Here is a 25,887-nt window from a genome sequence, read left to right as displayed (position 1 = left end):
TCGGGCCGCTCGATGGCTCAAAAATTCGCAAAAAGGGGAATTACATAATGCGGAAACTCGTCATTGGCATGGCCATGGCCTCTACGGCTATTGCTTCGCCGACCCTCGCTCGCGACGGCGCATGGTACGTCGAACTCGACGGCGGACCGATGATCGTCGAAGACATCGAGTTCGATGTCGGCGCGACTGCTGACGCCGTAACTTCGGACAATCACACCGGTTTCGATTTCGGCGGCATCGTCGGATACGACTTCGGTGCGATCCGTCTGGAAGCCGAAGCCAGCTATCGCGAAGCCGAGTTCCAGTCGCTTGCCGGCCTGACCGGGGCACTGCCCAATACCGCGACCCTCTTCGCTCCCGCCGGTACATATGGTGCTGACGGCGAAGCCAGCGTCCTGAGCTTCATGCTCAATGGCCTGTTCGACTTCGGGCCTGATGACGGGCTGCAAGGCTTTGTCGGCGGTGGCGCCGGTGTCGCGCGGACCAAAATCGACGGCGCGAGCGTTCGTACTTCTGGACCTGGCTTCCTGGACGATTCCGATAGCGGTTTCGCATGGCAGCTGCTGGCGGGCGTGCGCGCTCCGCTCACCGACACGATCGACGTTGGTCTGAAGTATCGCTTCTTCAACACCACCGACCTGGACCTTGTCGATTCGCGCGGCCGCGACGTAACTACCAAGCTGCGCTCGCACTCGCTGCTCGGCACCATCGGGTTCAACTTCGGCGGCGCGCCTGCCCCGATGCAGACCTGCTGGGACGGCACGCAGTTGCCGATGGATGCGGTTTGCCCGGATCGTCCAGTTCCGCCGCCGCCCCCGCCGCCGCCGCCGCCGCCGGTCGTTGCTCCGGTTTGCAACAAGGGCCCGTACATCGTGTTCTTCGAGTGGGATAAGGACGACATCACTCCGGAAGCCGCTACGATCCTCAACAACGCGGTTTCGGCTTACGCCAACTGCGGTGCTGCTTCGGTCATGCTCGCCGGTCACGCCGACCGTTCGGGTTCGACGCAGTACAACGTTGGTCTCTCGCAGCGCCGGGCCGCGAACGTTCGTTCGTACATGTCGGCTCGCGGCGTTCCGGACACTCGGATCGCCACTGAAGCCTTCGGCGAAAGCCAGCCGCGCGTTCCGACCGCGGACGGCGTGCGCGAACTTCAGAACCGCCGGGTGGAAGTCACCTACGGTCCGGGTTCGGGCTTCTAAGCCAGAGCTTCGCTCTACTGAATCGGAAAGGGGCCGGAGAAATCCGGCCCCTTTTTCGTTGTGAGGTGACGAACCATCAAACGGAGAGATTGCTTCATGAGATCCCCCTTCCTCTTCGCAACCAGCCTTGTCGCTGCGGGCTTCTTGGCGGGATGCAGCACGGTCGCCGATGTCCCCGCCCAGCGCGTGGCAAGTGCGACCCTGCTACTAAGCGACGGCATTCCCGCCGGGACCGCTCAAGTGCTGGCAAACGGCGACACGCTCACACTCGCGGTGGGGGTTACCGGGGTCACCGCGGGCGCTCATGGCATTCACCTCCACGCGGTAGGCAGTTGCGCGCGGCCCGACTTTGCCTCGGCCGGCGGCCATCTCAATCCGCTGGGCCGACAGCACGGATCGCTGGCCAGCAATGGCCAACACGCCGGTGACCTGCCCAACATCATGGTCGGGTCCGGTCGCACAGGCACTTTGGCGGTGGACCTGCCCGGGACCCGGCAACAAGTCGTCGACTGGCTGTTCGATGCCGACGGGACCGCGATCGTCCTTCATGCGGAGCCTGACGACTACCGCACCGACCCGTCCGGAAACTCCGGTGCGCGGATCGCCTGCGGGGTTCTCAAACCGGCTTGAGCGCCCGTTCCCCCGCTGCTGTAGCTCGCTCGACGAGCGTGCGTTCGGCAGCCGGGACCGCCCGGTAGGCGTAAAGCAACAACACCATCGCCACCGGTGCGACAGCAATCAGCGATAGAATGCCGGTGCGCAGATCGCCCATCAGCCTGCCGTCGACCATGGTACCCGCTAGGTCCGAAATCTGTCCGACCATATACGGTCCGAAGGACAGTCCGACGAGCGTGGTGCCCAGGAAAAAGGCAGCGGTGGCAGTCCCGCGCATCCGTGGCAAGACGAGGTCCTGGGTAGTAGCCGCAGCCGCGCCGAGCGCTGCCGCCCCAAACATGCCGGCGAGGAAGTTCATCGCGTAGAACAGGGTCCCGTTCTCGGTCGTGTATCCGATCCAGATAGGCACCACCGGCGCAACGACACCGAACATGATGACGAGGAGGCGTCCCGCAGGGTTGCGCGCGCGCAGGCAATCGGCGAGCCGTCCGCCCGCGATCACGCCGAGGAAGCCGCTCAAGGCTCCGTTGGCGCCGAGCACGAAAGCCAGTTGCTGCTTGTCGAGGTTGAGGACTGTCTCGGCATAGGGCGCGGACCAGAACGCGAGCGCGTAGGCCGCCAGCGAGATCAGGCCGTAACCGAGCGTGGTGCAGATGAAGGCAGGCGTGCCCCAGATCAGCTGGAAAGCCGCCGGGTCGCGCGCACGCAGCGTCGAGGCCCAGGAAAATACCGCGTAGTATCCGAGGCCGACCGCTGACCATTGCGGCAGGTTGCCCGTGAGCTGGATCATGGCCCACGCGAACGCGACGACCGCCGCGGCGACGGCCAGATTGATGGCGAGAGCAGACGGCCCCCGTTGCCATGCGCCGATCAGCGTGAAAGGTGGAACGATGGTGGAGAGGTCCGAGACGAACTGGCGGAAGGGCTGGGGTGAACTCGGGCTGGCGACCCCGTCCATGGCGCCTCGCACCGGCTCGCGCAGGGTGGCGACCCACACCGCCATCAGCAGCCCAGGCAGGCCGACCACCATGAAGGCGGCCTGCCAGCCGACGAGGCCGAGGGGTCCGCCGCCCGGATAGGCTGTATTCCATGCCTCGACGATGAGCGCGCCGATGAAAAGCGAAACGCCGCCTCCGAGATAGAGCCCGGACGAATAAATCGCGATCGCCGTCGCCCGTTGACGCTTGGGGAAGTAATCCGAAATCAAAGAGTAGGCCGTGGGACTGGCGGTGGCTTCACCGACCCCGACCCCCATGCGGGCGAAGGTCAGCGCAAGCTGATTGCGCGCCAGGCCTGATAGGGCCGTCATCACCGACCACAGCGACAGCCCGATAGTGAGCAGGCGCACCCGGTGCCAATTGTCCGCCAGCCGGCCCAGCGGAATTCCGAACAAGGCGTAAAACACCGCGAAGGCGGCTCCGCCCAAGAAACCCATGTCCCCGTCGGTCAGGCCCAGATCGGCTTTGATGTCGACCGCCAGGATGCTTACGATCTGCCGGTCGATGAAGTTGAGAATGTAGACCAGCACCAGCACGCCGAGCACGTACCAGCTGTAACCGGTGGCCCGTTGATCGGCGTTGTCGGCTTCATCCATCTCGCAACTCTCCCTCGTCGGCGTACACCGTTGTGTCGACCAAACCCGCTTCCGCAAAGCCTTTTCGCCGCAAGCGGCAGCTGTCGCACAGACCGCAAGCCTCGCCACGGGGCGAAGGGTCGTAGCACGACCAGCTCCAACCCGGGTCGAGACCGAGGCGCGCGGCCTCGCGCGCGATGTTGGCCTTGGTCATGTGCTGGAGCGGCGCGTGGATCGCGAAAGGCGCACCTTCGGCGCCCGACTTGGTGCCCAGCCGGGCCGTCTCGGCGAAGCTGGCGATGAACTCGGGCCGGCAGTCCGGGTAGCCCGAGTAATCAAGCGCGTTGACACCGATAAAGAGGTCGCGCGCGCCTGAGCTCTCGGCGAAGGCTGTCGTTAGTGCAAGGAAGACAAGGTTCCGCGCCGGCACGTAGGTAACGGGAATTTGATCACTCAATCCGTCCTTGGGGATGGCTATGTCTGCCGTTAGGGCGGAACCGCCGAACCGGCGCAGGTCCAGCGGCAGTAGGACATGGCGCTCAACGCCGAGACGCGCGGCGATTTGCTTCGCCGAATCGAGTTCGCGCAGATGCCGCTGGCCATAGTCGATCGTCAGCGCATGGATCACGAAGCCCCGTTCGCGAGCGATGCCGGCGACGACCATCGAATCCAGGCCGCCGGAAAGCAGGACAACGGCAACGGGGCGCGGCTCGCTCATGCGCCGCCGCTAGTCGCTCAAGAGCGGAGCGGCAATCGCTCTCAGCGGCAGGCGCCGGTGCGGCGAGCCTCCGCGGAGAATTCGAACGGCAGTCCGCCGGCTATTCCCTGGCTTTCGATCTGGACGAGCGAGGGGCTTTCCCGGCGAATGCTGGTGCGCCCGTACCCGTTGCCGCGACAAGTGTACTGGACCGTGACCGCATTGGCGCCGTCTTCGATGACGAAGCGGCTGCATCCGCTTTCGCCATGCTGGAGCTGGATCAGCTCCTGGCCGGAGCGCAAGCACACGCGGCGGGCCTCGCCGCTGTCGCGGTAGCGCACGTCCCATTGTCCGCGTTCCAGCGATTTCAACATGGCCAACGACGGCCCCTGCGCGGCAGCCGGGGCAAGCACCCCTACAGCTAACAGACCAGCCAATAGCGCGGACAAGCGCGAACCAATGACTGTCATCAAACGCATTCGTTAAACTCCAACGCGCGCCCGCGACTTCCCAAGCGAGTCTTTAGCACAACATGCCGTGCTCGATAAAGTGTTCTCTAGGCGCGATGAGCCGTTATTCCCGTATCGGGAAGCTCCGCGAGCAGAACGCACAGTCGACCAAGATGACCCCTTCCTCATTGCGCATCTGAGCGCGTTCTTCCGACGGAAAGTTGGCGATCACGGCAGCGTAGTGCTCGACCGAGCAGCGGCATCCCCTGACGATCGGAGCCCCGGCCTGCACGCGGATCTCGCTTTCCTCATGGAAAAGCCGCCAGACGATCGCTTCGAGCGAGAGGTTGGGATCGAGCAGTTCATCGTGCCGGAGCGTACCGGCAAGTATCGCGACGTGCTCCCATTCGGGGTGGTCCAATCGCACGTGCAGGCGTTCGCGCCCTTCTTCGCCATCCGCAAGGTGTTGGACGAGTAGCCCGGCCGCCTCGGTGCCGCTTTTGCTCGATTTGACCGCCACCCGGATCAGCGTGGGCACCTGCTCGGATTGGCCGAAGTATTGCTCGCATGCCTCGGCAAGCGACTCCCCTTCCAGGGGGACGATCCCTTGGTATCGCTGCCCGGCCACGCCACCAGACGGCGGCAGGTCGAAAGTGATCGCCAGGTAGCCTTTGCCGAAAAGGGCGTAGAGCGATGGGTTCGCGCCGAGTGCCGCCAGCCGCTCGCGGTCGAAGTCCACGTAACCGCGCAGCTCGCCCGCGCGCCAGTCGCAGACGAGCAGCTTGATTACCCCGCTCTCGGTCTGCGCCTGCATCGTCAATTGCCCGCCCTCGTCCTTGAGCAGGCCGCCCAGCAACGCCGCGAGAACCAGCGCCTCGGCGAGGAGATGCGTGATTGCGGGCGGGTAGGAATGCGCCGCGAGGATCTCGTCGAGAACCGCGTCGAGGCGCACCGCGCGGCCCCGTGCGTGACGCTCGGGGATCGAGAAGCTGAGCAAACGGCCCGCGTAGGTTTCGGGAATGTTATTCATCGCGCGCCGATATGGGCGCTCAAGCGTCAGTCACAACCGGCCGAGACACCATAGCAACACCGCCTTCTGAGCGTGAATGCGGTTCTCGGCCTCGTCGAAGACTACCGATTGCTCGCTCTCGAACACCTCCTCGCTGACCTCTTCGCCGACATGGGCCGGGAGGCAGTGAAGGAAGCGCGCGTCCGGCTTGGCCTCGGCCATCAATTGCGCATCGACTTGGTAGGGCGCCATCGCTGCCAGCTTGTTGTGCGCATGATCCTGACCCATCGACACCCAAGTATCGGTAACGACGATGTCAGCGCCAGCGGCCGCCACCGATGGTTCGCGGGTGATTGTGATCACCGAGCCAGCCGTACGCGCCGGATCGACAAACTCGGCCTCGGGCTCATAGCCCTGCGGCGCTCCGACGCGGACATTGAAGCCCAGCAAGCCCGCCGCCTCGAGCAGAGAGTGCAGCACGTTGTTGCCGTCGCCCAGCCAGGCGAGCTCGAGTCCTGCCAGGGCTTTGCCCTGTTCCTCGATCGTCAACAGATCGGCCATGATCTGGCACGGGTGTGAGCGGTCGGTTAGGCCGTTGATCACCGGGACGGTGGCATGGCGCGCCAGCTCTTCCATCTTGGTGTGATCGTCGGTTCGGATCATGATCGCGTCGACCATCCGGCTGAGCACTCGCGCGGTATCGGCGAGCGATTCCCCGCGGCCGAGCTGGGTCGAGCCTGCATCCATAACGAGTGCGGTTCCGCCAAGCTGGCGCATTGCTATATCGAAGCTGACGCGGGTGCGGGTCGAATTCTTTTCGAAAATCATGGCCAGCACATGGCCGGAGAGCGGCTCATCGGCATCGGCCTGACCCTTGGGCCAAGTGCGGCGGGCCTCCTTGCGGGCATGCGCGTCGGCCAGCATGGTCCGGATCGCGCCGGCCCCGGCGTCCGACAAATCGAGAAAATGCCGAGGGATCATCAGGCCGGCTCGGGCGGCTGATAACTCGCCGCGCCGGCGGAAAACTTGTCGAAGAACTCGTCGAACTCCGCATCGCCGGCCACGAGCGGCGGTAGAACGCGCAGCGTGTTGTCTCCCGCGGCAACCGTCAGAAGCTGGTGGTTGTCCCGCAGGTGCACGTAGAACGGGCGGCTTTCCTGCTTCATCTTGATGCCGAGCATCAGGCCCTTGCCTCGAACCCCTTCGAACAATTCAGGATAGTTGCCGATGAACTGCTCGAGCCGGCCGCGTAGACGCTCGCCCTTTTCGCGCACCTCAGCGAGGAAGTCCTCGTTGCCGACCGCGTCGAGCACTGCTTCGCCGGCTGCCATTGCCAGCGGGTTGCCGCCATATGTGGAGCCGTGCGTACCGATGCCCATCCCGCGAGCGGCCTTTTCGGTGGCGAGGCACGCGCCGAGCGGAAAGCCTCCCCCGATGCCCTTGGCAGTGGCTAGGATGTCCGGCTCGATGTCGTAGTGCTCGTAAGCGTACATCTTGCCGGTGCGGGCGACGCCGCACTGGACCTCATCGAGCACCAGCATCAGGTCATGCTCGTCGCAAAGCGCGCGCAGGCCGCGCATGAATTCGTACGAAGCGGGGCGGATGCCCCCCTCGCCCTGAATAGGCTCGACGAGAAAGCCGGCCGTATTGGGACCCATCAGCGCCTTAGCGCTCTCGAGGTCGTCGAACTCGGCGTACTTGAACCCGGCGAGCAGCGGCAGGAAGCCCTTGTGCATCTTGTCCTGGTTGGATGCGCTGATCGTGGCCATCGTGCGTCCGTGGAACGCGTTCTTGAACGTGATCAGCTCGAACTTGTCGTCGTTGCCGACATGCTGATGATAGGCGCGCGCGGTCTTGATCGCGCACTCCACTGCCTCGGCCCCCGAGTTGGTGAAGAACACTGTGTCCGCGAAGGTCAGGTCCACGAGCCGCTGGGCCAGCCTCTCGCCTTGGGGGCTGCCATACAGATTGGACACGTGCATGAGCGTGGCAGCCTGGCGCTGGATCGCACCGATCAGCCCCACGTGGCTGTGACCGAGGAGGTTGACGGCGATGCCGGCGGCGAAATCGAGGTAGCGCGTGCCGTCCTCGTCGATCAGGTGGCAGTGCTCGCCGCGCACCGGGCGCACGCCGCTACGGGGATAAACGGGCATCAGCGGGGTGATCGGCATCCGGGCAGTCCTTCAACGAAAGCGCAAAGCTGAGAAACGACAAATGGCGGCCCCGGAAGGCCGCCATTCGCACCGTGTAAGGTGAGGCGAAGGCGCGGTCAAACGACCGCACCCCTTGCCGACGGATCAGCTTTGGACAGGCACCAGGTTGACCGCCGAGTGCTTGCCTCGTCGATCGACCTCGAGATCGAACTCGTACTTTTCGCCTTCGTTGAGGCCGGACAGGCCCGAACGCTCGACGGCACTGATGTGAACGAACGCATCGGGCTGCCCGTCGTCGCGCACGAGGAAGCCGAAGCCCTTCATCGAATTGAAGAACTTGACCGTCCCGGTTGCCTTTTCACCGGTCAGCTCGCGCCGCGGAGCACCCGCTCCTGCGCCACCGCCGAAACCGCCCCGATCACCACCGCGATCTTCGCGCGGCGGACCCCGGTCGGTTACCGGAACGACATCGCCGACGATCTGAAGATCCTGAGCGGAAATCTTGCCGCCGCGGTCGACGAGGTTGAATTCGAGTTCCTGGCCTTCGCCCAAGCCGGCAAGCCCGGCGCGCTCGACCGCGCTGATGTGCACGAACACATCCTCGCCGCCGCTCTCCTGCGCAATGAAGCCGAAGCCTTTCTGGCCGTTGAAGAACTTCACCGTGCCCTTGCCGGTCCCGATGACCTGAGGAGGCATCCGGTTGCCGCCGCCGAAGCCGCCACTTCCGCCAGCGGAGCCACCGCCGCCGAAGCCGCCGCTCGGACGCCCCCCGCCGAAGCCGCCGCCTCCGCCGCTGCGGAAACCGCCGCCGCCACCGCCGGAGTAGCCACCGCCACCACCGCCGCCGCCGAACCCACCACGGTCGCCGCCGCCGAAGCCGCCACGGTCGCCGCCGCCAAATCCGCCGCCACCACCGCCGAAGGGATCGAAGCCACCCTCTTCACCGAAGCCGTCGCGCTTGTCCTTGCCGCCGCGACGTTTCCCTCTGTCGTAACCCATGCTCTAAATCGTGCCTTGCATTCTCGCCGCCCGTTATTCGAACCCCGAGGATGCGCGGGCGGAGCGCACCGGGCGAGGCGGATAGTCGAATCTACGCGATCCGGCCCCGTCAACAAGGCGCCGTTCATAGCGCAAGACTCTGACACTGGCGAATGATTTCACGGCGGTCGCCGGCCACGCGCAATTTTGTGCCATTTCGGCCATCCGGGCCCTTGCGAGCGACTGCCCGCCAAGCCATGCATCGGGCATGGAAATTCTCGCCCTGCTCTCAGACCCCGCCGCCTGGCTGGCGCTACTGACCCTCATCGCGCTCGAGGTCGTGCTGGGGATCGACAACCTCATCTTCATCGCCATCCTCTCCAACAAGCTTCCCGAGCACTTGCAGTCGAGAGCCCGGCGAATTGGCCTGTCGCTGGCCCTGATAATGCGGATCGGGCTGCTCATGCTGATCGGTTGGCTGGTGACGCTGACCCAGCCGCTGTTCGACTTAGGGTTTGTCGGTGCAGCGAACGCATACGCGGAACCCAGCTTCGAGACAGAGTTCTCCGGACGGGACCTGATCCTGCTCGCGGGCGGGCTGTTCCTGCTATGGAAGGCGACCAAGGAGATCCATCACTCGATGGAGCCGGGTGACGATTCGGGTGACCTGCTCGACAAGACACCCGGGCTGGCTACCGCTGCCCAGGCAACCTTCGGCGCAGTAATCGCGCAAATCATCGCGATAGATCTCGTGTTTTCGGTCGATTCGATCCTGACTGCGGTAGGCATGACCGACGACGTGCCGATCATGGTTGCGGCGGTGGTGATCACCGTGGCGGTCATGATGGTTGCCGCCGATCCGCTCGCCAAGTTCATCGAACACAACCCGACGCTGGTGATGCTCGCGCTCGCCTTCCTGGTGATGATCGGCTTGGTCCTCATCGCCGACGGCTTCGGCTTCCATGTCCCCAAGGGCTACATTTACGCGGCGATGGGCTTCTCGGTCGGGGTCGAGCTTCTGAACATTATCCAGCGCCGCAGGCGCGCCCGAAAGGCAGCCAAAGGAGCGACGTCATGACCGAATTCCGCCGCCTTTCGCCTGACATGCTGGCGAGCCCCCAGATCAGTCTCGCCGACGTGTCCGAGGCGAAGGCGATCGGCGTCAAGCTGATCGTCAACAACCGCCCGGAAAGCGAAAGCGACGACCAGACCCCCGGCGCCGCAATCGAAGCCGCGGCGCGCGAAGCGGGGATCGAGTATCTCGCGATACCCGTGACCCACGCCGGTTTCAGCCACCCCCAAGTCGAGGCCATGGCCGAGGCGCTCAATCGTACCGAAGGGCCGGTGCTCGGCTACTGCCGCTCAGGAACGCGCTCCACGCTCCTGTGGGCCCTCGCCCGGGCGAGCATGGGCGACGAACCGGATGCGCTCGCCGCAGCCGCAGCGAACGCCGGTTACGACATTGCCCCCATACGTGCGGCGATGGACGCGCTGGCGGCCAAGGACCGGCCCTAGTTGCGGTAGTCGAGCGGCGGCTTGCGGTCGCCGAGCAGCGAAACGTACTTGTAGTCCGGGCCGCGCGAGGAATCGAACTCGGCGCGGGCGGCCGTCCGTAGAGCCGGATCGGTGAACAGCTGGATTGCCGCCATTGTCATCGCCTTGGCGGCCAGTTGCGCGCCCTTGAACCCAAGCGAAGTCCCGCTCGCCGCCGCCGATTGCCAAGAGTGCGCGGGCGTACCGGGAGCCCAGGCGGCCGTGCTCAGCCCCACCGTCGGGGTCGCCCACGATACGTCGCCGACGTCGGTCGAGCCGTAACCGAGCGCCTTGGCGTAGGGTTGGACCGTCCCCGCAGACGACACGGGCTTCGCCTTGGCAAGCGTCTTGCCGATCTCGGTGGCGAACGCCGTTTCCTCCGCCGTCAGCGTCATTCCGCCGAGCTGGCGCAGCTTGCCGTCCATCATTCGCGCGAGGGTTTCATTGACGAGCAACGGGTTGTTACCGTGGATGACCTCCCAGGTGACTTCGGTCCCCGTGCCCATCGCCGCGCCCTTGGCGGCAGCTTCCAGCCGCTGCCACATCGCTTCTACCTCGGCTGTCTGCGAATGGCGGACATAGTAGAAAACCTCGGCCTCGTCGGGGACGACGTTGGGCGCGCTGCCCCCTTCGGTGATGACGTAGTGGATGCGCGAATCCATCGTGGTGTGCTCGCGCATCATGTTGACCATCATGTTCATCGCCTCGACCCCGTCGAGCGCGCTGCGGCCCTGCTCCGGGGCGCCCGCAGCGTGCGCAGCCTTGCCCTTGAAGCGGAACTTGGCCGAGCGGTTGGCGAGCGTCGTGCGCGCCGCGGCGCTGTTCTCGTCGCCCGGGTGCCAGTGAATCGTGAAGTCGACGTCGTCGAACAGCCCTTCGCGGACCATGTAGACCTTGCCTGAACCACCTTCCTCGGCAGGTGTGCCGTAGAACCGGATGCGGCCGGGGGTCTTGGTCGCCTCCAGCCAGCGCTTGGTGGCGATGGCCGCGGTGACCGAACCCGCGCCGAACAGGTTATGCCCGCAAGCATGCGCGGCTGCCTTACCCTCGATGGGGTCGCGGACCGGGAGCGCATCCTGGCTGATCCCCGGGAGGGCGTCGAACTCGCCAAGTACCCCGATCACCGGCCCGCCAGTTCCCCATTCGGCGACAAATGCGGTGGGAATGCCGGCAACGCCCTTGGTCACCTTGAACCCGGCCTTCTGCAATTCCGATGCGAGCAGCGCGCTCGACTTTTCCTCCTGGTAGCCGAGTTCGGCCCATTCCCAGATCTGCCGAGCAACTCGAGCGGTATCGCCAGCTCGGGCATCGACCAGCGCGACTGGATCGGGCGTCTGCGCGACGGCCGGAGCGGACGCGAGCAAGGCGGCGACGAGCGCTGAGCGGCGGATGAGCATCAGTGGAATCTCCCTTGTCGCCCGCAGCCTAGCGCGCACTGGGCCTATCGCAACCCCGCTCGACGCGCCCGCACGGGTGTGGCAACCCTCACGCGATGGGAGAGCTTCTCCAATTGGGCGGATCGCTGTTCGCGATTCTCGCGCTCGCGTGGCTCGCGCTCAAGTTTGGGCTCGGCGGCGATCGGCGCATCCGCGACGAGGCCGAATTGCGCGAACTGGCGGAAGAAGCATTGTGCGGTTTCGAGCCGGTGGAGGTGGCGATCGATCGGGCCGGCCTTGCGGCCCTCGCCCGCGACGGCAACGGCCGGATCATGCTCCTGCGCCGCCATGGGGCGCACTTTGCCTCTCGTTTGCTGGACGGGCACGCGAACGCGCGGCTCGATCGCAATTTTTTGGTCGTCGGTACCAGCGACCGGCGGTTCGGCGAGGTCACGCTCGATCTGGGTGATCAGGCTTCTGCTTGGGCCGCGAGCCTCAGGCGGCTATAAGACCGACGATGCCCGACTTCTCGCCCGTCGACTATGCCATCCCCGGCTTCGTCTTGCTCGTCCTGATCGAGATGATCTGGGCGCGGCGCCTACGGCGCGAGGCCTACGAGCCGCGCGACACGCTCACCAGCCTCGCATTCGGTCTCGGCAGCAGCGTCGCCGGCCTGCTAACCGGCGGCGCGTTCTTCGCGCTGTTCCTGTGGACATGGCAGTTCCGCCTGTTGGATATCGGCTGGGCGTGGTGGGCGTGGATCGCCTGCTTTGTGCTCGACGATCTCAAGTACTATTGGGTCCACCGCTTCGGCCATCGCGTGCGGTGGTTCTGGGCGAGCCACGTCAACCATCACTCGAGCCAGCATTACAACCTGTCGACCGCGCTGCGGCAGACCTGGACCGGGTTCCTGACGCTCGGCTTCGCCTTCGCCTTGCCGCTAGTGCTCCTCGGGTTCCATCCCGTGATGATCGCCATCTGCGGGGGCTTCAACCTGATCTACCAGTTCTGGATCCACACCGAGGCGATCGGCAAGATGCCGCGCTGGTTCGAAGCGGTGATGAACACGCCGAGCCACCACCGCGTCCACCACGCGACCAACCCGCGCTATCTCGACCGCAACTATGCGGGCGTGTTCATCGTGTGGGACAAGTTGTTCGCCACATTCGAGGAAGAGCGCCCCGACGAGGAGCGCATCCGCTACGGCATCGTCCGCCAGCTCGGCACTTTCAACCTAGTCTACTCGGTATTCCATGAGTGGATCGGCATCGCGCAGGACATGTGGCGCGCGCCGTGGAGGCATAAACTCTCGTATCTCCTGCGCGAACCCGGCTGGACTCACGACGGGAGCCGGGAAACGAGCGCGATGATCCGCGAGCGCTGGCAAGCGCGGCGGCGCCAATCGGTTGCGCCCCAAAACCCGATTGCAGAGCCGCGCGAGGCCGCTTAACCTTTCCGTAGAGGAGAGGTCATGGATACGTTCGACGTCATCGTCATCGGCGGAGGCAGCGCCGGAAGCGCTGTCGCGGGACGGCTCGCACAGAGCGGGAAGACCGTTTGCCTGCTCGAAGCCGGCGGGCGCAATAACACGATGAAGATCACCACGCCCGGGTTCATGCCATTCATCGGCGACAAGTCGAACTACCGTTTCGAAACCGTACCGCAAAAGGGCCTGAACGGCCGCACCGGTTACCAGCCGCGCGGGCGGGGCCTCGGCGGGTCGAGCGCGATCAACGCGATGGTCTACATCCGCGGCAACAAGTGGGACTACGACAATTGGGCAGCGCTCGGCTGTGCAGGTTGGGCCTACGACGACGTGCTGCCCTACTTTAAGCGAGCCGAGTGCAACGAGCGGGGCGGCGATCAATTCCACGGTACGGATGGTCCGCTAAATGTCACGGACCAGTGCCACTTCAACGTCGGCAGCCGGGCATTCGTCGAAGCTGCGGCGCAACTTCAATTGCCCCGCAACGATGACTTCAACGGCGCGAGACAAGACGGGTTTGGGCTGTACCAGGTAACTCAGAAGGGTGGTGAGCGCTGGTCCGCCGCGCGAGCTTACGTCGAGCCGCTGCGCAAGAACCGCAATCTCGACGTGCGAATCGGCGTCATCGTCAAACGGCTTGAGATCGCCAACGGCCGAGTGGCCGGGGCCACCTACCTCGTCGGCAACAAGGAGCGCACTGTGCTGGCTCGAGGCGCGGTGGTCCTGTCCGCCGGCGCCTTCAACAGCCCGCAAATCCTCATGCTGTCCGGTATCGGCCCTGCAACGCACGTCCGCGAAAGCGGCATCGACCCGGTGCTCGATCGTCCCGCCGTCGGCGAAGACCTGCAGGACCACATCGATTACGTATCCAGCTGGGAAAGCACCAGCACCGACTTCTTCGGCGACAGTCTGGCCGGCACTATTCGCATGGCCAAGGCGGTGTTTGAACACCGCCGCAAGCGCACTGGGATCATGACCACATGCTTTGCCGAAGCCGGGGGCTTTTGGAAGGTAATGCCCGACGCCCCGGCTCCCGATGTTCAATGGCACTTCGTTCCAGCGATGCTCGAGGACCACGGACGCACCAAGGTGAAAGGCCACGGCTTCTCGCTCCACGCCTGCGTGCTCCGCCCGGAGAGCCGCGGCACGGTGCGGTTGGCTAATTCCGACCCACGAGCGGCGCCGATCATCGACCCCAATTTCCTTGCAGAGGAGCGCGACATGGCAGTCCTGCGCGCCGGAGTGCGGCTGTCTCATCGCATCGCCGAGGCGCCCGCACTTCAGGAATTCGATCCAAAGGACCGTTATCCCATCGACATTAACGACGACGCCCAGCTTGACGAACTGATTCGCAACCGCGCCGACACGGTATACCACCCGGTCGGTACATGCCGCATGGGCTCGGACGCCGGCAGTGTGGTAGACCCCAAGCTCAAGGCGCGCGGGATAGAGGGGCTGTGGGTAGCGGATGCCTCGATCATGCCCCGTCTCGTAAGCGGCAACACGAACGCGCCGAGCATCATGATCGGCGAGCGATGCGCGGACTTCGTCAAGGAAGCGCTGGCTGCTTGAGCTGCGCAAGCGCGCCGCGGCGCTGAAGCGGGAGGCTTTGACGCTGTGGGTCGCCGCGCGCGATCCACGGACCCCGATAGGTGCAAAGCTGCTGGCGGGGGCGGTCGCCGCCTATGCCTTCAGCCCCATCGATCTCATTCCGGATTTCATTCCGGTTCTCGGCCTTTTGGACGATGTGATTATCGTACCGCTCGGGGTCTGGCTTGTCCTCCGAATGGTCCCGGCGCCGCTGCTTGCGGAATTCCGGGCGGAAGCCACGCAACTGGCCGATCGGCCCGTCTCGCGCACGGCCGCCGCCGCCATCGTGTTGGTCTGGACTGCTGCAATCGCCGCCACGGGATGGTGGCTAGGGGTTAAGGAAAGCGAGCCGTCCATCAGGGCGGCCGTCGGAACTGGTCCGACTGCCGCCGCCCTATCTCAGAATTTGGCGTTCGCTCGTACGTACCAGCTGCCGCCGTTGAAGCCGAAGGGCGACCGCTCGCCATACTTGGCGCCGACGATTCCGGCCCAGGGATTCAGCGTGGGGTAGGTGTCGAACAGGTTCTGCGCACCCACAGCGAACTCCAGTCCTTCGAAGACTTCGTAACCGAGCTCGGCGTCCATGGTCAGCTTTGCCTTGGCGAAGATTGGCAGGGTGTCGTCCTCGAGGTGCGCCTCGAAGTACTTGCCGAAGTAGTTCGCGCGCAGCAGGCCGCGGAACCTTCCTTGCTCGTGCGTCAGGTTGAGGAACCCTTTCCAACGCGGGAGGCCCTCCTCCAGCTGGCGAACGCGGGTGCTGTTGAGCGTCGCCCCCACGTTGGTCACGTCGGTCTTCGTGTAATTGACCGCCAAGGTAGCGCGAGTGGTTCCGCCTGCCACCAGATCGATTCGCGAGTTGGCCACGAAGTCGACGCCCTGCGTCCGTGTATCGAAGTCATTGTTGAAGAACGTGAAGGCCGTCAGATCCTCGAAACCGGTGAAGTCCGCTCGGTCGATTTCGTTCGCGTTGTCCAGCTGGGTGAGCAATTCAGCCGTCGTTGGCGTGTTGGTGGCTGTGCAGTTGTTGGTAACCCCTTCACGAGCCGCGAGATAGCATAGCGCCAACGGGAAGTTGATTGCGGAGGAACGCGAAATGCGGTCCTTGAGCTTGATGTTGAAGTAATCGACGGTGACGGTGACGTTGCCAAAGTCGCCCGCCACACCGGCCGTGAAGCTGGTGGCCTTTTCAGGCCCCAGCGTTGGCCTGGTTCCGCCAAGTCCTCCGCTTGTGACTGGTGCCGCGATGTAGTCGGCAGCAATTAGGCCTGGCGCACTGTTAAGCGGGAATGTGCCTTCGTCCTGCAATTGGCCATTGGAGAACTGGGTGGTCACGTTGACCACATTGGCTTGGCCGGCCGTGGGCACGTGGAACCCAGTCGAATAAGTGCTGCGGACGCGCAGGGCATCGCTGATTCTGTACAGAGCGCCAGCCTTCCACGTAGTGGTGTTGCCGAAGCTCTTGGTATCCTCGTAGCGCACGGCGCCTTGAAGTGTCAGCGTTTCGAAGAGGTCCGCTTCCACATCCAGATACACTGCCTTGTTGTCTTCCTTGCTCGATCCGGCTGAATTGGTCGCGAAGCCGGGAAATCCGTTTGAGCTGGTCGAAAAGCCCTGCCCAAAAGGAAAGGCCGCGGTCGGTTGTGCCAGTGGGCCCAATTCGAACGACGCGGCATCACCAGCAAAGATCGCGAACTCTTCGTCGCGATACTCACCGCCGGTAGCGACGTAGACGCTGCCGATCCCAAGCGGGATTTCATACCCGAGATCAAGATTGATTACATTCTCAGTCTGGGAATAGCCGCCGGGGCTGAACTCGGTTGGCGTATTCGGCCCGAGCGAAGCGTTCACGGTGTTGCGGATGGCGAAATCCGCCTTGTTGCGCCCATGCCGCCCGCTGAGATCGAAGTCTAGCGCGCCGAAAATCTTTCCTCGAACCCCGGCCGCGACGGAGTAATCTTCCACGTCGCCGCCGAAGCGCGGAGTAAATCCGCCCGGGAAGAGCTCGACGAACGAGAAGCAGTTGGCGCTTGCAGTTACGGCTGCCAGCACGGCCGGATTTGGAATGAGCCCGCCACCGCCGGTCAGCGGAATGCCCGCCGGGCAGTCGCCGGCGGTGTTGATCGACAAGTCGCCCACAAGGACCGAGGGAACGGCGTTGGGCGCGGCCGAGGCGAAGCCGGTCACCGGATCGACCATCGGCCCGGCGTAAACTCCGCCGCGATTGGTCGGATTCCGATAGAAGAATCCGCCGTCTACGTTGCGGCTGGCGTAGTTGCCGAACGCATAAAGCGTCAGGTCGTCGGTCAGGTCGTAGCCCATGTTGACGTAAGTCTTGATGTCGTCGTTGATATTGGGTTGGCCCCAGATCTGGGCCGGGTTAGCGACCGCATTGTTGCCCGCGGCGATGAGTGCCGCTGCGTCATCGCGCTGGGTCGAGCGATCAGTAGCGTTGGATTCGCCGTACTCGGCGCTTAGGTTGACGAAACCTCGGTCCCCGAGCGGCAGTCCGATATTGGCGCCCAGTAGGAAGTTCTCCCCGTCGCCTTCGTAGGTCTGCCCGTATTTTGCCGTCAGCTCCACCCCGCTAGGATCGTCTTTGATAATGAAGTTGAGGACCCCCGCGATAGCGTCCGACCCGTATTGGGATGAAGCGCCGTCTCGCAGGACTTCGAGCTGCTTGATGGCGATCGTCGGAATGACTGAAATGTCGGGACCTTGGGACCCATCGGATATACCGCCTCCGAGGAACGCGATGACCGAAGCCCGGTGCATGCGCTTGCCATTGACCAGCACCAAGGTGTTGTCCGGTGAAAGACCGCGCAAGTTCGCGGGCCGAACGAGCGTCGCAGCGTCGGAAATCGGCTGAGTGCTGACATTGTAGGACGGTACCGAGATGCGGATTGCATCGCCGATGTCATTGGGCGCTTGGTTTTGAAGTTCGCTGCCAGTGACGACGTCAACCGGGGCGACCGTGTCCGCGGCCGATCGATCCGCCTGGCGGGTACCGGTGACGATGATCTCGGGTTCGTCCTGACTATTGCCTACTGCATCTTGCGCGGCGGCGGGAACGCAGATCCCCGCGACGGCGGCCCCAGTCAGCAAAGCGAACCGCGTCCTGCGGCTCGTCGGGTTCCAAGAAGTCATTTGATAAGCCCCCCACCGTGTTATCTTTTATTAAGTTTCGCTCTTCGGAGCTTTTCGGCAATTCGCTTGTGCCCCCACCAACATTTTGCGTCGCTGGGTGTCTCTTTCTTGCCACAAAAAAGGGGGCCGAAAGCGCTGACTTCCGGCCCGTGTTAGGCGTTGTTCGCAGGAGGAACATTGGATGGCGGGACTGGGGAAAGGAGAGGAGACCCCAGCCCCGCCAAGCTCTTGGATTACATGTTGTAAGCACGTTCCCCGTGTTCGCGGATGTCGAGGCCCTCGGTCTCGACTTCGGCGCTGGGGCGCAGCCCGATCGTGTACTTAAGTAATAGGAACAGCGCGGCCGAGACCGTGCCGGTCCACAGGATGGTAGTGCCGACTGCCCAGATCTGGGTGATGACCTGGCCCGCCATGTCATAGGTGCCTGCGACGGCGACCGGGGCGGTGTAGTCGATCCACCCCTGCCCACCGAGCGCGGGATCCGCAACGATGCCGGTGCCGATCGCCCCGACGATCCCGCCGACTGCGTGAACGCCGAACACATCCAGGCTGTCGTCGTACTTGAGCTTGTTCTTCACCGTCGTGACGAAGAAGAAGCATACCAGCGAAGCCACCGCGCCGAGGACGATCGCGGTCCCGGGATGAGCGAATCCCGCTGCCGGAGTGATCGCCACCAAGCCCGCGACCACGCCGGTTGCGCCGCCCAGCAGCGAGGGCCGTTTGTGGACCAGCTGCTCGATGATTGCCCAAGTCGCGCCGGCTGCTGCAGTTGCCGTGAAGGTGTTGATGAAGGCGAGACCGGCAAAGGCGTTCGCCTCCAGACCCGAGCCCGCGTTGAAGCCGAACCAGCCGATCCACAGCAACGACGCGCCGATCATCGTCATCACAAGGCTGTGCGGGGGCATCGGTTCGGACTTGAAGCCGATGCGGGGACCCACCACGAGACAGCCTACGAGCCCGGCAATACCAGCGTTGATGTGCACTACCGTCCCGCCGGCGTAATCGAGCGCGCCCATGCCCCACAGGTAACCGTAGTCGGTGGGCGCGGTGTGGAGGAAGTCCGGTCCCGCCCAGTACCAGACCATGTGTGCGATCGGGAAGTAGGCCAGCGTGAGCCAAGCCACTACGAACAGGATCAACGGGGTGAACTTGATGCGTTCCGCAAACGCCCCGACGATGAGGGCGGGGGTTATGCACGCGAAGGTCATCTGGAAAATGACGAAGACGTACTCGGGCAGGTAGACCCCGTTCGAGAACGTTGCGGCGAATGTGGAGGGGCTGACTCCGGCGAGAAATGCCTTGTCGAGCCCGCCGACGATGCTCGGAAACGGCGTACCGGTGGAAGTGAAAGCCATCGAATAGCCCCAGGCGAACCAGACCAGGGCGGCGACGCACACGATAGTAAGCACCTGCATGAGCACGGAAAGCATGTTCTTCGCGCGCACTAATCCGCCGTAGAACAGCGCGAGCGCGGGCACGGACATCATCAGCACCAGGGCCGAGGCAACCAGCATCCAGGCGACATCGCCTTTGTCGACCATCTCAACGGTCGGCACGAATGCGGCCGCGGTGGTCGCTGGCATTTCCTGCGCAAAGGCAGCGGTCGCGGCGAGCGAGGAGCTCGTCGTCAGGACCGCGCCGGTAAGATATTTGCGAATCATCTGAGTACCCCTCGTTTTCAGAGCGCCGTGTCGCCGGTTTCGCCGGTGCGGATGCGAGTGGCGGAGGCGAGGTCGAGGACGAATATCTTGCCGTCGCCGATGGCCTCGGTGCGCGCTACCTGCTGGATCGTCTCGACCACTTGCGGCGCGAGAGCATCGTTCGTTGCGACCTCGATTTTCACCTTCGGCAGCATATTCGTGGAATATTCGGCGCCGCGATAAATTTCGGTCTGGCCCTTCTGCCGACCGAATCCCTTGACCTCGGTTACTGTCATTCCCGCGATGCCGATCGACGACAGCGCCTCGCGCACTTCATCGAGCTTGAACGGCTTGATCACCGCGATGATGAATTTCATCGTTGCCCCCTCAGCTGTCACCGGACAGGCCCGGTCTTCGCAACTGCAGCAAGAGACGTGCCAAAAACCGTAACCGTTCATTCGCAACGCTTTGCTGGCTGCCGTCGCAGTCAACCGCACTGAGGCTGTTCAAATTGCGGGCAGGTGCCTAGATTGAAGGCAGTTCAAGGCGAGCCCATACTGGCAAATGGTCGGATGCACGCGCGGCCAAGGCGCTATGATGGACGCCCATCTCAACCAACCTCCACTCGGACGAGACCACGATACGATCGAGGTGCGCCACCGGCTGGCGGCTCGGGAAGCTTCGCCCCGGCGCGAGAGAGTGCCAGCCTGTACCGAACTCCCGCATGGCGCCCGTGCCCATGCCCCATTGGTTGAAATCGCCCATGAGCACCGCGGGACATCCGTGTTCGCAGCCGTCGAGGTGTTTGAGGACCGCCCTAATCTGGTCGCGCCGCCGCAAGCCCGACAAGTCGAGGTGCATCCCCAGCGCGCGCAGGCGTCGGCCCTCGATCGAAAAATCGCCGCGCACGGCCCCGCGTGGTTCGAGCATGGGCAGGGCGACCGGGTGAGCCTCTAGCTGTGCGAACTGCTTTCGGACCAGCAGAGCATTGCCGTGCCAACCCAAGCTTGCGGCCCGTCTCGATACCGGAAGCGCCCGCCACGGAGTTTCATCGAGCGCGCTGCGCTCGATGACGCTGTCGCGTGTCCCGAACCGGCGATCGCATTCCTGAAGGGCGACTACATCCGCATCGAGTTCGCGGAGCACGGTCAAAATGCGATCGGGGTCGCGCTTACCGTCGGTCCCCACGGCCTTGTGGATGTTGTAGCTGGCGAAGGTAAGTTGCACGTTTGGACGGGAACGCCGATTATCGGCGAACGGTCCCGTCGTTGCCGGCGATATAGCGGTCGGTCGCCCGGGTGGGCAGGCCGTCGATACTGCGGGTTCGCCCGGCCACCTTGGCTTCCCACTGGGCTGGCTCCGCCTGCGCATGATACTTGACCAGGGTCGCCCGGTCGTGCGCGTATTCCATGATCGGCACGCCCCAGCCGCAACTGGTTTGCACGCTGTCGACGGCAATTTCGAAAATCTGCCGCGTGCCGGGCAAGAGCGTGAAATGATCGGCGAGTTCCCCCCACTCCGGATCGATCGGCAGGACCGGCTTCCCCCGCCCGTAGATGCGCAGGATCGTGGCCGGCTGTTGGAAGTTGCACACCATCAAGGTGATGCGTCCATCGGCCGCGAGGTGCGCGTGCGTCTCGTTTCCCGAACCGGCCAGGTCGAGATAGGCCACGCGGTCAGATGCCAGCCCCTTGAACGATCCCTGGAGGCCCTTGGGGCTGAGGTTGATACGCGCCCCTTCCGCCACCGTGGCGACGAAGAAGACCGGTTGGGCCTCGATCATCGCGATGTGATCCCCCGTAAGAGCGTCGAACCATTCCATCAGCGCATCAGGCCCCCGATAAGATTGCGCACGAACCGGCCGACCAGCGGACCGCCGAGGTCGGTCGCGATCGACCCGGCGGCCGAACTTGCCGCCGTCTTCATCGGGCTCGCGCGCGATTTCTTACCGAGGATCGCACCGGCGGCGATCGACGCGCCGGATCCTGCGGCGGCGCCGATCGCTCGCTTGCCGGCTTTCGAGAACATTGTGCCCCAGATGCTGGTGCTCTTCCGCTCGCGCTGGCCGACTTCCTCGCGGCTCGTCTCTTCAACCTCGACCGCCGTGGCCGCGGCGTCCGCGCTTTTCTGCGCGAGCAGTTCCTCCGCGCTTTCACGGTCGATCCGCTCGTCGTACTTGCCCGCGAACGGGCTGATCGACTGGATGATTGCGCGCTCCTTGGCGTCGATCGGGCCGAGGCGGCTGCGGGGCGGCTTGATCATGGTCCGCTGCACAATCGATGGAGCGCCGTCCTCCATCAGCGTTGAGACGAGAGCTTCGCCGGTCTTCAACTCCGTGATGGCCGTCTCGACGTCGAGATCGGGATTGATGCGGAAAGTCTCGGCCGCCGCTCTGATCGCCTTCTGGTCGCGCGGGGTATAGGCGCGCAGCGCGTGCTGCACCCTGTTACCCAATTGGCCGGCTATCTTTTCGGGGATGTCGATCGGGTTTTGGGTGATGAAAAAGACACCGACACCCTTCGAGCGCACCAGGCGCACGACCTGCTCGACCTTGTCCTGCAGGGCTCCAGGAGCGTCTTCGAACAGGAGATGCGCCTCGTCGAAGAAGAACACCAGCTTGGGCTTATCCTGATCGCCAACTTCCGGCAGCGTCTCGAACAATTCCGCGAGCAGCCAGAGCAGGAAAGTGGCGTAGAGCTTGGGGCTCTGCATCAGCTTGTCGGCCGCCAGCACGTTGATCATCCCGCGGCCCCGTTCGTCGGTGCGGATGAAATCGGTGATCTCCAGAGCAGGCTCGCCAAAGAACATGGCCCCGCCCTGGGCATCGAGGCTAAGCACCGCGCGCTGTATGGTCCCCACTGAGGGTTTGGTAACATTGCCGTAGCGCGCCGATAGCTCGCTCGCATTCTCGCTCGTATGCGCCAGCATCGCCTGGAGGTCCTCGAGGTCGAGCAGAAGCAGCCCCCGCTCGTCGGCGAAGCGGAAGACGATGTCGAGCACCCCTTGCTGCGTGTCGTTGAGGTTGAGCAGCCTGCCCAGCAGCAAAGGACCCATCTCGCTGATCGTCGTGCGGATCGGGTGGCCCTTTTCGCCATATAGATCCCAGAACACGGCCGGATTGTCCGAATAGGCATAGTCCGTCATGCCGAGGTCGCGAGCCCGCTGTTCAAGCGAGGCTGCGTGCTTGAAGGTCGGCGAGCCAGGCATGGAAACGCCGGCGAGGTCGCCTTTCACGTCGGCCAGAAAAACGGGCACCCCCTCCGCTGAGAAACTCTCGGCCAAACCCTGTAGCGTCACGGTCTTGCCCGTCCCCGTCGCACCGGCGATCAGGCCGTGGCGGTTGGCGCGCGAAAGCTCGAGAAACTGCTTCTCGCCGTTGTCGGCAAGGCCGATGAATATCTGGCCCACTGCGCAAATTCTCCCGCTGCTTGGGCACCGTCTCGCAACCGCGCCCCATGCGGTCAAGCGCCCTCGACACGAAGGTGGGAGGCGCTAAGGCAGAAGCGATGGCCGGGCGCGAACCATTCGTACTGCTGGATGACGCGCGCGCCGATGGCGCAGCCGATGCGCATTTGTTCGAGAACCCGTCCGAAGTATTCATCGCCCGCCGCCCCGCCGAAGTGGAAGCGGTGCTTTCGGCAGCGGAGCAATCGCGCGGTTCGGGCGGAACACTGGCGGGCTATATTGCCTATGAAGCGGCCCTCGCGCTCGAGCCAAAGCTCGAGCGATTGGCCGACACGCGCAGCGGTGCAGGCGGGCCGCTGGTTTGGCTCGGACTCTTCGACGAGCCTCGAACGCTGGCCGCTGCGGACGTTGCCGACTGGCTCGTGGAGCGAACCGATGGCGCGCCGTCGCTTGGCCCCTTCACGCCGCAGCTATCCCCAGGCGCCTATGCCGAAGCCTTCGGCACGCTGCAGGAGGCCATCGCGGGGGGCGACATCTATCAAGCCAACCTGACGTTCCCCCTCGCCGGCAGCTTCCGCGGCGAACCGCTCGCGCTGTATGCCGCCCTGCGCGACGATGCTCGCAGCGGCTATGGCGGGGTCGTATTCGACGGGCAGCACTGGTTGCTCAGCCTTTCGCCCGAGTTGTTCGTGAGCCTGAAGGGCAACGAAGCTAAGGCCAAGCCGATGAAAGGCACCCGCCCGCGCGGGGCCGATCCGGCCGCGGACCGCGCGTTGTCCGATGAGTTGGCGCATTCGGCCAAGGACAAGGCCGAAAACCTGATGATCGTGGACCTCATGCGCAACGATCTGTCGCGGGTTGCCGAGCCAGGCACCGTGCGGGTCGAAGCCCCGTTTGCCATCGAAAGCTATCCTACGATCCACCAGATGGTCACTACCGTCCGTGCGAGGCTCGCCGATGGAAACGGGCCGATGGACTTGGTCCGCGCGCTGTTCCCTTGCGGGTCGATCACCGGCGCCCCCAAGATCAGGGCAATGGAACTTATCGCGGAGGTCGAGCGCGACGCGCGAGGTCCCTATTGCGGTGCCATCGGACGTATCGGTCCGGAAGGAGAAGCGGCCTTCAACGTGGCCATCCGAACGCTTCGCTTGGCCGAGATAGAAAACGCACAGGGTAACGCCGTTCTCGGTGTGGGCTCGGCTATCGTTGCCGATAGCGAGGCCATGCCCGAGTGGCGCGAGAGTCTTGTGAAAGCCTCCTTCGTGGGGCGCTCGGCGGCCGGGTTCGACCTGATCGAGGCAATGCACTTCGACCCTGACGCGGGCATTCCTTTGCTCGAGCTCCACCTCGAACGGCTAAAGGCCAGCGCTGCCGCCCTGGGTTTCGCATTCGACCGCCACGCCGCCCGAAACCGCATCCAGGCCCTGTGTTTCGAACTCGAGGCACCAGCCAAGCTGCGCCTCCTGCTGGCGCGCAGCGGAGCCACCGCCATGGAAGCGCAGCCGCTCGGCGACCCGCCCGAGATGGTTTGCTGCCTCGCCTTGCCGCTGCCGGTCGATACCGGAGACCTGCGGCTCCTGCACAAGACCTCCGATCGCTGGTTTTACGACGCAGGGCGCGAAGCCGCCAGGCAGATGGGCGCCGATGATGCGCTGTTCGTTCGCGACGACGGGCTGGTCACCGAGGCGATGAGCGCCAACGTATTCGTCGAGCGGGATGGCGTGCTGCTCACCCCGCATGCATCGCTAGGGTTGCTGCCAGGCGTTCTGCGCCGCTCGCTCATCGAAGCGGGCGGCGCGCGCGAGGCCGAGCTCAAGCTCGACGACCTCGCGGCCGGTTTTCTGGTCGGCAACGCCGTACGCGGCCTGATCCCGGCGCGGCTGGCGCCATGATCTCGATCCTGTTTGAGGATGGCGAAGCGCTGGTGATCGACAAGCCCGCGGGCCTGTCGATCGAGCGCCCGCGCGCTGGCGGTCGCTCGCTCGAAGACCACCTTGTCGATCTGCGGCTCGGGTTTCAGCGAGACCCCGTACCGGTCCACCGGCTCGATACCGATACCAGCGGCTGCCTGCTGCTCGCACGAAATCCCAAGGCGCTCGCCCGCTTCAACCGCGCATTCGAGGCGCGGCTGGTCGAGAAGCGCTATCTTGGCATCCTGGCCGGGGAGCTGCCTCAGGAGAGCGGCACAATCGAATTGGCGCTTTCGAAAATCAGCTCCGCGGAGAAGGGCTGGCGAATGATCCCGGCGAGAAAGGGCAAGCCATCGATTACGCACTGGCGCCGGCTCGCCACGCACGAGGGGCTGACGTTGCTCGAGTTTCGGCCGGAAACAGGGCGCACCCATCAAATCCGCGTCCACGCCGCGAGCGGGCTGGGGGCGCCGCTGCTCGGCGACCCCGTTTATGGGAAAAAGGGGTCTGCTCCGCGCACCATGCTCCACGCAGCCGGCCTGGTCATCCAGCGCGACGGCAAGCGGGCGATCGACGCGCGCGCGCCACTTCCGGCGGACTTCACTGCGCGCGGATTTGCCGATGAGTGAGGCGGACGAGGCGGTTTCGCGCGCTCTGTCGATCACTCGGGAAAGCTTTATCGCCGCATCGGGCCCAGGCGGGCAGAACGTCAACAAGGTGGCGACCGCCGTGCAGGTGCGCCTGGACGTATTCGCGCTCCGCCTCCAGCCGCAGGTATTCGCGCGCCTGAAAACCGCGGCAGGCAGCAAGATGACCAGCGGCGGGGAAATCGTGCTCACGGCCCGGCGCTTCCGCACTCAGGAAGCGAATCGCGCGGATGCCCGGGAGCGGCTGGAATCGCTGGTTCGCGGCGCGTTCGACGCTCCGGCCAAACGCGCGAAGAGCCGGCTCAATCGGGTGGGTAAAGAGGCGCGGATCAAGGAGAAGAAAACGCGCGGCACGATCAAGGCCAACAGGGGCAAGGTCGAATGGTGAGGCGCTTCGCGCGCGCTTGACTTTCCGCCCCTGTTGGACCAATGGCCCGCCCCGACGGGCGGCGCGCGTGTGCCGCCTTTGGTATTTGTGGC

The 25,887-nt window shown here is 64.4% G+C and carries 25 protein-coding genes; 11 read left to right on the top strand and 14 right to left on the bottom strand.

What is annotated here, in order from left to right; genetic code table 11:
* Nucleotides 1-47: 47 nt before the first annotated feature.
* On the top strand, nucleotides 48-1,202 hold the full coding sequence (locus ACWPM1_RS02465; RefSeq protein ID WP_455693258.1) for an OmpA family protein: 1,155 nt from the start codon (nucleotides 48-50) through the stop codon (nucleotides 1,200-1,202).
* A gap of 96 nt (nucleotides 1,203-1,298) precedes the next feature.
* A complete protein-coding gene (locus tag ACWPM1_RS02460) occupies nucleotides 1,299-1,832 on the top strand; it encodes a superoxide dismutase family protein (protein WP_455693257.1) in 534 nt (177 codons plus the stop codon).
* Here the strand turns inward: ACWPM1_RS02460 and ACWPM1_RS02455 are convergent.
* The 7 genes from ACWPM1_RS02455 to ACWPM1_RS02425 form a co-directional block, all read right to left on the bottom strand.
* The gene (locus ACWPM1_RS02455; RefSeq protein ID WP_455693256.1) at nucleotides 1,819-3,411 is read right to left on the bottom strand and encodes a spinster family MFS transporter; all 1,593 of its coding nucleotides are present in this window, start codon (nucleotides 3,409-3,411) and stop codon (nucleotides 1,819-1,821) included. The genes ACWPM1_RS02460 and ACWPM1_RS02455 overlap by 14 nt on opposite strands.
* Complete coding sequence (gene queC / locus ACWPM1_RS02450) at nucleotides 3,404-4,108, bottom strand: 7-cyano-7-deazaguanine synthase QueC (RefSeq protein ID WP_455693255.1); 705 nt, start codon at nucleotides 4,106-4,108, stop codon at nucleotides 3,404-3,406. The genes ACWPM1_RS02455 and queC overlap by 8 nt, the downstream gene beginning before the upstream one ends.
* Nucleotides 4,109-4,149: 41 nt before the next feature.
* Nucleotides 4,150-4,461, bottom strand: a complete 312-nt coding sequence (locus ACWPM1_RS02445; RefSeq protein ID WP_455693254.1) for a DUF3617 domain-containing protein — start codon at nucleotides 4,459-4,461, stop codon at nucleotides 4,150-4,152.
* Nucleotides 4,462-4,660: 199 nt separating this feature from the next.
* On the bottom strand, nucleotides 4,661-5,566 hold the full coding sequence (gene hslO, locus ACWPM1_RS02440; protein ID WP_455693253.1) for an Hsp33 family molecular chaperone HslO: 906 nt from the start codon (nucleotides 5,564-5,566) through the stop codon (nucleotides 4,661-4,663).
* Nucleotides 5,567-5,596: 30 nt separating this feature from the next.
* Nucleotides 5,597-6,526: an ornithine carbamoyltransferase gene (gene argF / locus ACWPM1_RS02435; RefSeq protein WP_455693252.1), complete on the bottom strand. Its 930-nt coding sequence runs from the start codon at nucleotides 6,524-6,526 to the stop codon at nucleotides 5,597-5,599.
* Nucleotides 6,526-7,716 carry an acetylornithine transaminase gene (locus ACWPM1_RS02430; protein ID WP_455693251.1) on the bottom strand — a complete coding sequence of 397 codons (1,191 nt, stop codon included), beginning with the start codon at nucleotides 7,714-7,716 and terminating at the stop codon, nucleotides 6,526-6,528. The genes argF and ACWPM1_RS02430 overlap by 1 nt, the downstream gene beginning before the upstream one ends.
* A 126-nt stretch (nucleotides 7,717-7,842) precedes the next feature.
* Entirely contained in the window at nucleotides 7,843-8,697 is an 855-nt protein-coding gene (locus ACWPM1_RS02425) for a cold-shock protein (protein WP_455693250.1), read from the bottom strand.
* A gap of 247 nt (nucleotides 8,698-8,944) precedes the next feature.
* Here ACWPM1_RS02425 and ACWPM1_RS02420 point away from each other — a divergent pair, with 247 nt between their 5' ends.
* Together ACWPM1_RS02420 and ACWPM1_RS02415 are read left to right on the top strand one after the other, a co-directional pair.
* Entirely contained in the window at nucleotides 8,945-9,754 is an 810-nt protein-coding gene (locus ACWPM1_RS02420; protein ID WP_455693249.1) for a TerC family protein, read from the top strand.
* Nucleotides 9,751-10,191, top strand: coding sequence for a TIGR01244 family sulfur transferase (locus ACWPM1_RS02415; protein WP_455693248.1), 441 nt, complete (start codon nucleotides 9,751-9,753; stop codon nucleotides 10,189-10,191). The genes ACWPM1_RS02420 and ACWPM1_RS02415 overlap by 4 nt, the downstream gene beginning before the upstream one ends.
* Here ACWPM1_RS02415 and ACWPM1_RS02410 read toward each other — a convergent pair.
* Nucleotides 10,188-11,606: an amidohydrolase gene (locus ACWPM1_RS02410; RefSeq protein WP_455693247.1), complete on the bottom strand. Its 1,419-nt coding sequence runs from the start codon at nucleotides 11,604-11,606 to the stop codon at nucleotides 10,188-10,190. The two genes, ACWPM1_RS02415 and ACWPM1_RS02410, sit on opposite strands and share 4 nt — an antisense overlap.
* A 95-nt stretch (nucleotides 11,607-11,701) precedes the next feature.
* On the opposite strand from ACWPM1_RS02410, the gene ACWPM1_RS02405 reads away from it, so the two are divergent.
* Genes ACWPM1_RS02405 through ACWPM1_RS02390 form a run of 4 tightly spaced genes read left to right on the top strand, consistent with a single transcriptional unit; the run spans nucleotide 11,702 to nucleotide 15,172 of the window.
* Nucleotides 11,702-12,094 carry a hypothetical protein gene (locus ACWPM1_RS02405; protein ID WP_455693246.1) on the top strand — a complete coding sequence of 131 codons (393 nt, stop codon included), beginning with the start codon at nucleotides 11,702-11,704 and terminating at the stop codon, nucleotides 12,092-12,094.
* An 8-nt stretch (nucleotides 12,095-12,102) separates the two neighbouring features.
* Nucleotides 12,103-13,035 carry a sterol desaturase family protein gene (locus tag ACWPM1_RS02400; protein WP_455693245.1) on the top strand — a complete coding sequence of 311 codons (933 nt, stop codon included), beginning with the start codon at nucleotides 12,103-12,105 and terminating at the stop codon, nucleotides 13,033-13,035.
* A gap of 21 nt (nucleotides 13,036-13,056) precedes the next feature.
* On the top strand, nucleotides 13,057-14,643 hold the full coding sequence (locus tag ACWPM1_RS02395) for a GMC family oxidoreductase (RefSeq protein ID WP_455693244.1): 1,587 nt from the start codon (nucleotides 13,057-13,059) through the stop codon (nucleotides 14,641-14,643).
* Nucleotides 14,644-14,680: 37 nt separating this feature from the next.
* On the top strand, nucleotides 14,681-15,172 hold the full coding sequence (locus tag ACWPM1_RS02390; protein WP_455693243.1) for a YkvA family protein: 492 nt from the start codon (nucleotides 14,681-14,683) through the stop codon (nucleotides 15,170-15,172).
* Here ACWPM1_RS02390 and ACWPM1_RS02385 read toward each other — a convergent pair.
* The 6 genes from ACWPM1_RS02385 to ACWPM1_RS02360 form a co-directional block, all read right to left on the bottom strand.
* Complete coding sequence (locus ACWPM1_RS02385; protein WP_455693242.1) at nucleotides 15,061-17,763, bottom strand: TonB-dependent receptor plug domain-containing protein; 2,703 nt, start codon at nucleotides 17,761-17,763, stop codon at nucleotides 15,061-15,063. The two genes, ACWPM1_RS02390 and ACWPM1_RS02385, sit on opposite strands and share 112 nt — an antisense overlap.
* A gap of 275 nt (nucleotides 17,764-18,038) precedes the next feature.
* Complete coding sequence (locus ACWPM1_RS02380; protein ID WP_455693241.1) at nucleotides 18,039-19,466, bottom strand: ammonium transporter; 1,428 nt, start codon at nucleotides 19,464-19,466, stop codon at nucleotides 18,039-18,041.
* Between the two features lie 17 nt (nucleotides 19,467-19,483).
* Nucleotides 19,484-19,822, bottom strand: a complete 339-nt coding sequence (locus ACWPM1_RS02375; protein WP_455693240.1) for a P-II family nitrogen regulator — start codon at nucleotides 19,820-19,822, stop codon at nucleotides 19,484-19,486.
* Between the two features lie 148 nt (nucleotides 19,823-19,970).
* Entirely contained in the window at nucleotides 19,971-20,672 is a 702-nt protein-coding gene (locus tag ACWPM1_RS02370; RefSeq protein WP_455693239.1) for an endonuclease/exonuclease/phosphatase family protein, read from the bottom strand.
* A gap of 19 nt (nucleotides 20,673-20,691) precedes the next feature.
* Entirely contained in the window at nucleotides 20,692-21,267 is a 576-nt protein-coding gene (locus tag ACWPM1_RS02365) for a pyridoxamine 5'-phosphate oxidase family protein (protein ID WP_455693238.1), read from the bottom strand.
* The gene (locus ACWPM1_RS02360; protein WP_455693237.1) at nucleotides 21,267-22,853 is read right to left on the bottom strand and encodes a helicase HerA-like domain-containing protein; all 1,587 of its coding nucleotides are present in this window, start codon (nucleotides 22,851-22,853) and stop codon (nucleotides 21,267-21,269) included. The genes ACWPM1_RS02365 and ACWPM1_RS02360 overlap by 1 nt, the downstream gene beginning before the upstream one ends.
* Nucleotides 22,854-22,951: 98 nt before the next feature.
* On the opposite strand from ACWPM1_RS02360, the gene pabB reads away from it, so the two are divergent.
* From pabB to arfB, 3 genes are read left to right on the top strand one after another with little or no spacing between them, the layout of a single operon-like run.
* The gene (pabB, locus tag ACWPM1_RS02355; RefSeq protein WP_455693236.1) at nucleotides 22,952-24,742 is read left to right on the top strand and encodes an aminodeoxychorismate synthase component I; all 1,791 of its coding nucleotides are present in this window, start codon (nucleotides 22,952-22,954) and stop codon (nucleotides 24,740-24,742) included.
* On the top strand, nucleotides 24,739-25,389 hold the full coding sequence (locus ACWPM1_RS02350) for an RluA family pseudouridine synthase (protein WP_455693235.1): 651 nt from the start codon (nucleotides 24,739-24,741) through the stop codon (nucleotides 25,387-25,389). Before pabB ends, ACWPM1_RS02350 begins: the two co-directional genes overlap by 4 nt.
* Nucleotides 25,382-25,795: an alternative ribosome rescue aminoacyl-tRNA hydrolase ArfB gene (arfB, locus tag ACWPM1_RS02345; protein WP_455693234.1), complete on the top strand. Its 414-nt coding sequence runs from the start codon at nucleotides 25,382-25,384 to the stop codon at nucleotides 25,793-25,795. The genes ACWPM1_RS02350 and arfB overlap by 8 nt, the downstream gene beginning before the upstream one ends.
* The last annotated feature ends 92 nt before the right edge of the window (nucleotides 25,796-25,887 follow it).

It is taken from the genome of Tsuneonella sp. HG249 (assembly GCF_053819205.1).
Note: the sequence above shows the minus strand (reverse complement) of the source record. Positions and strands in the feature narration are given on the sequence as shown.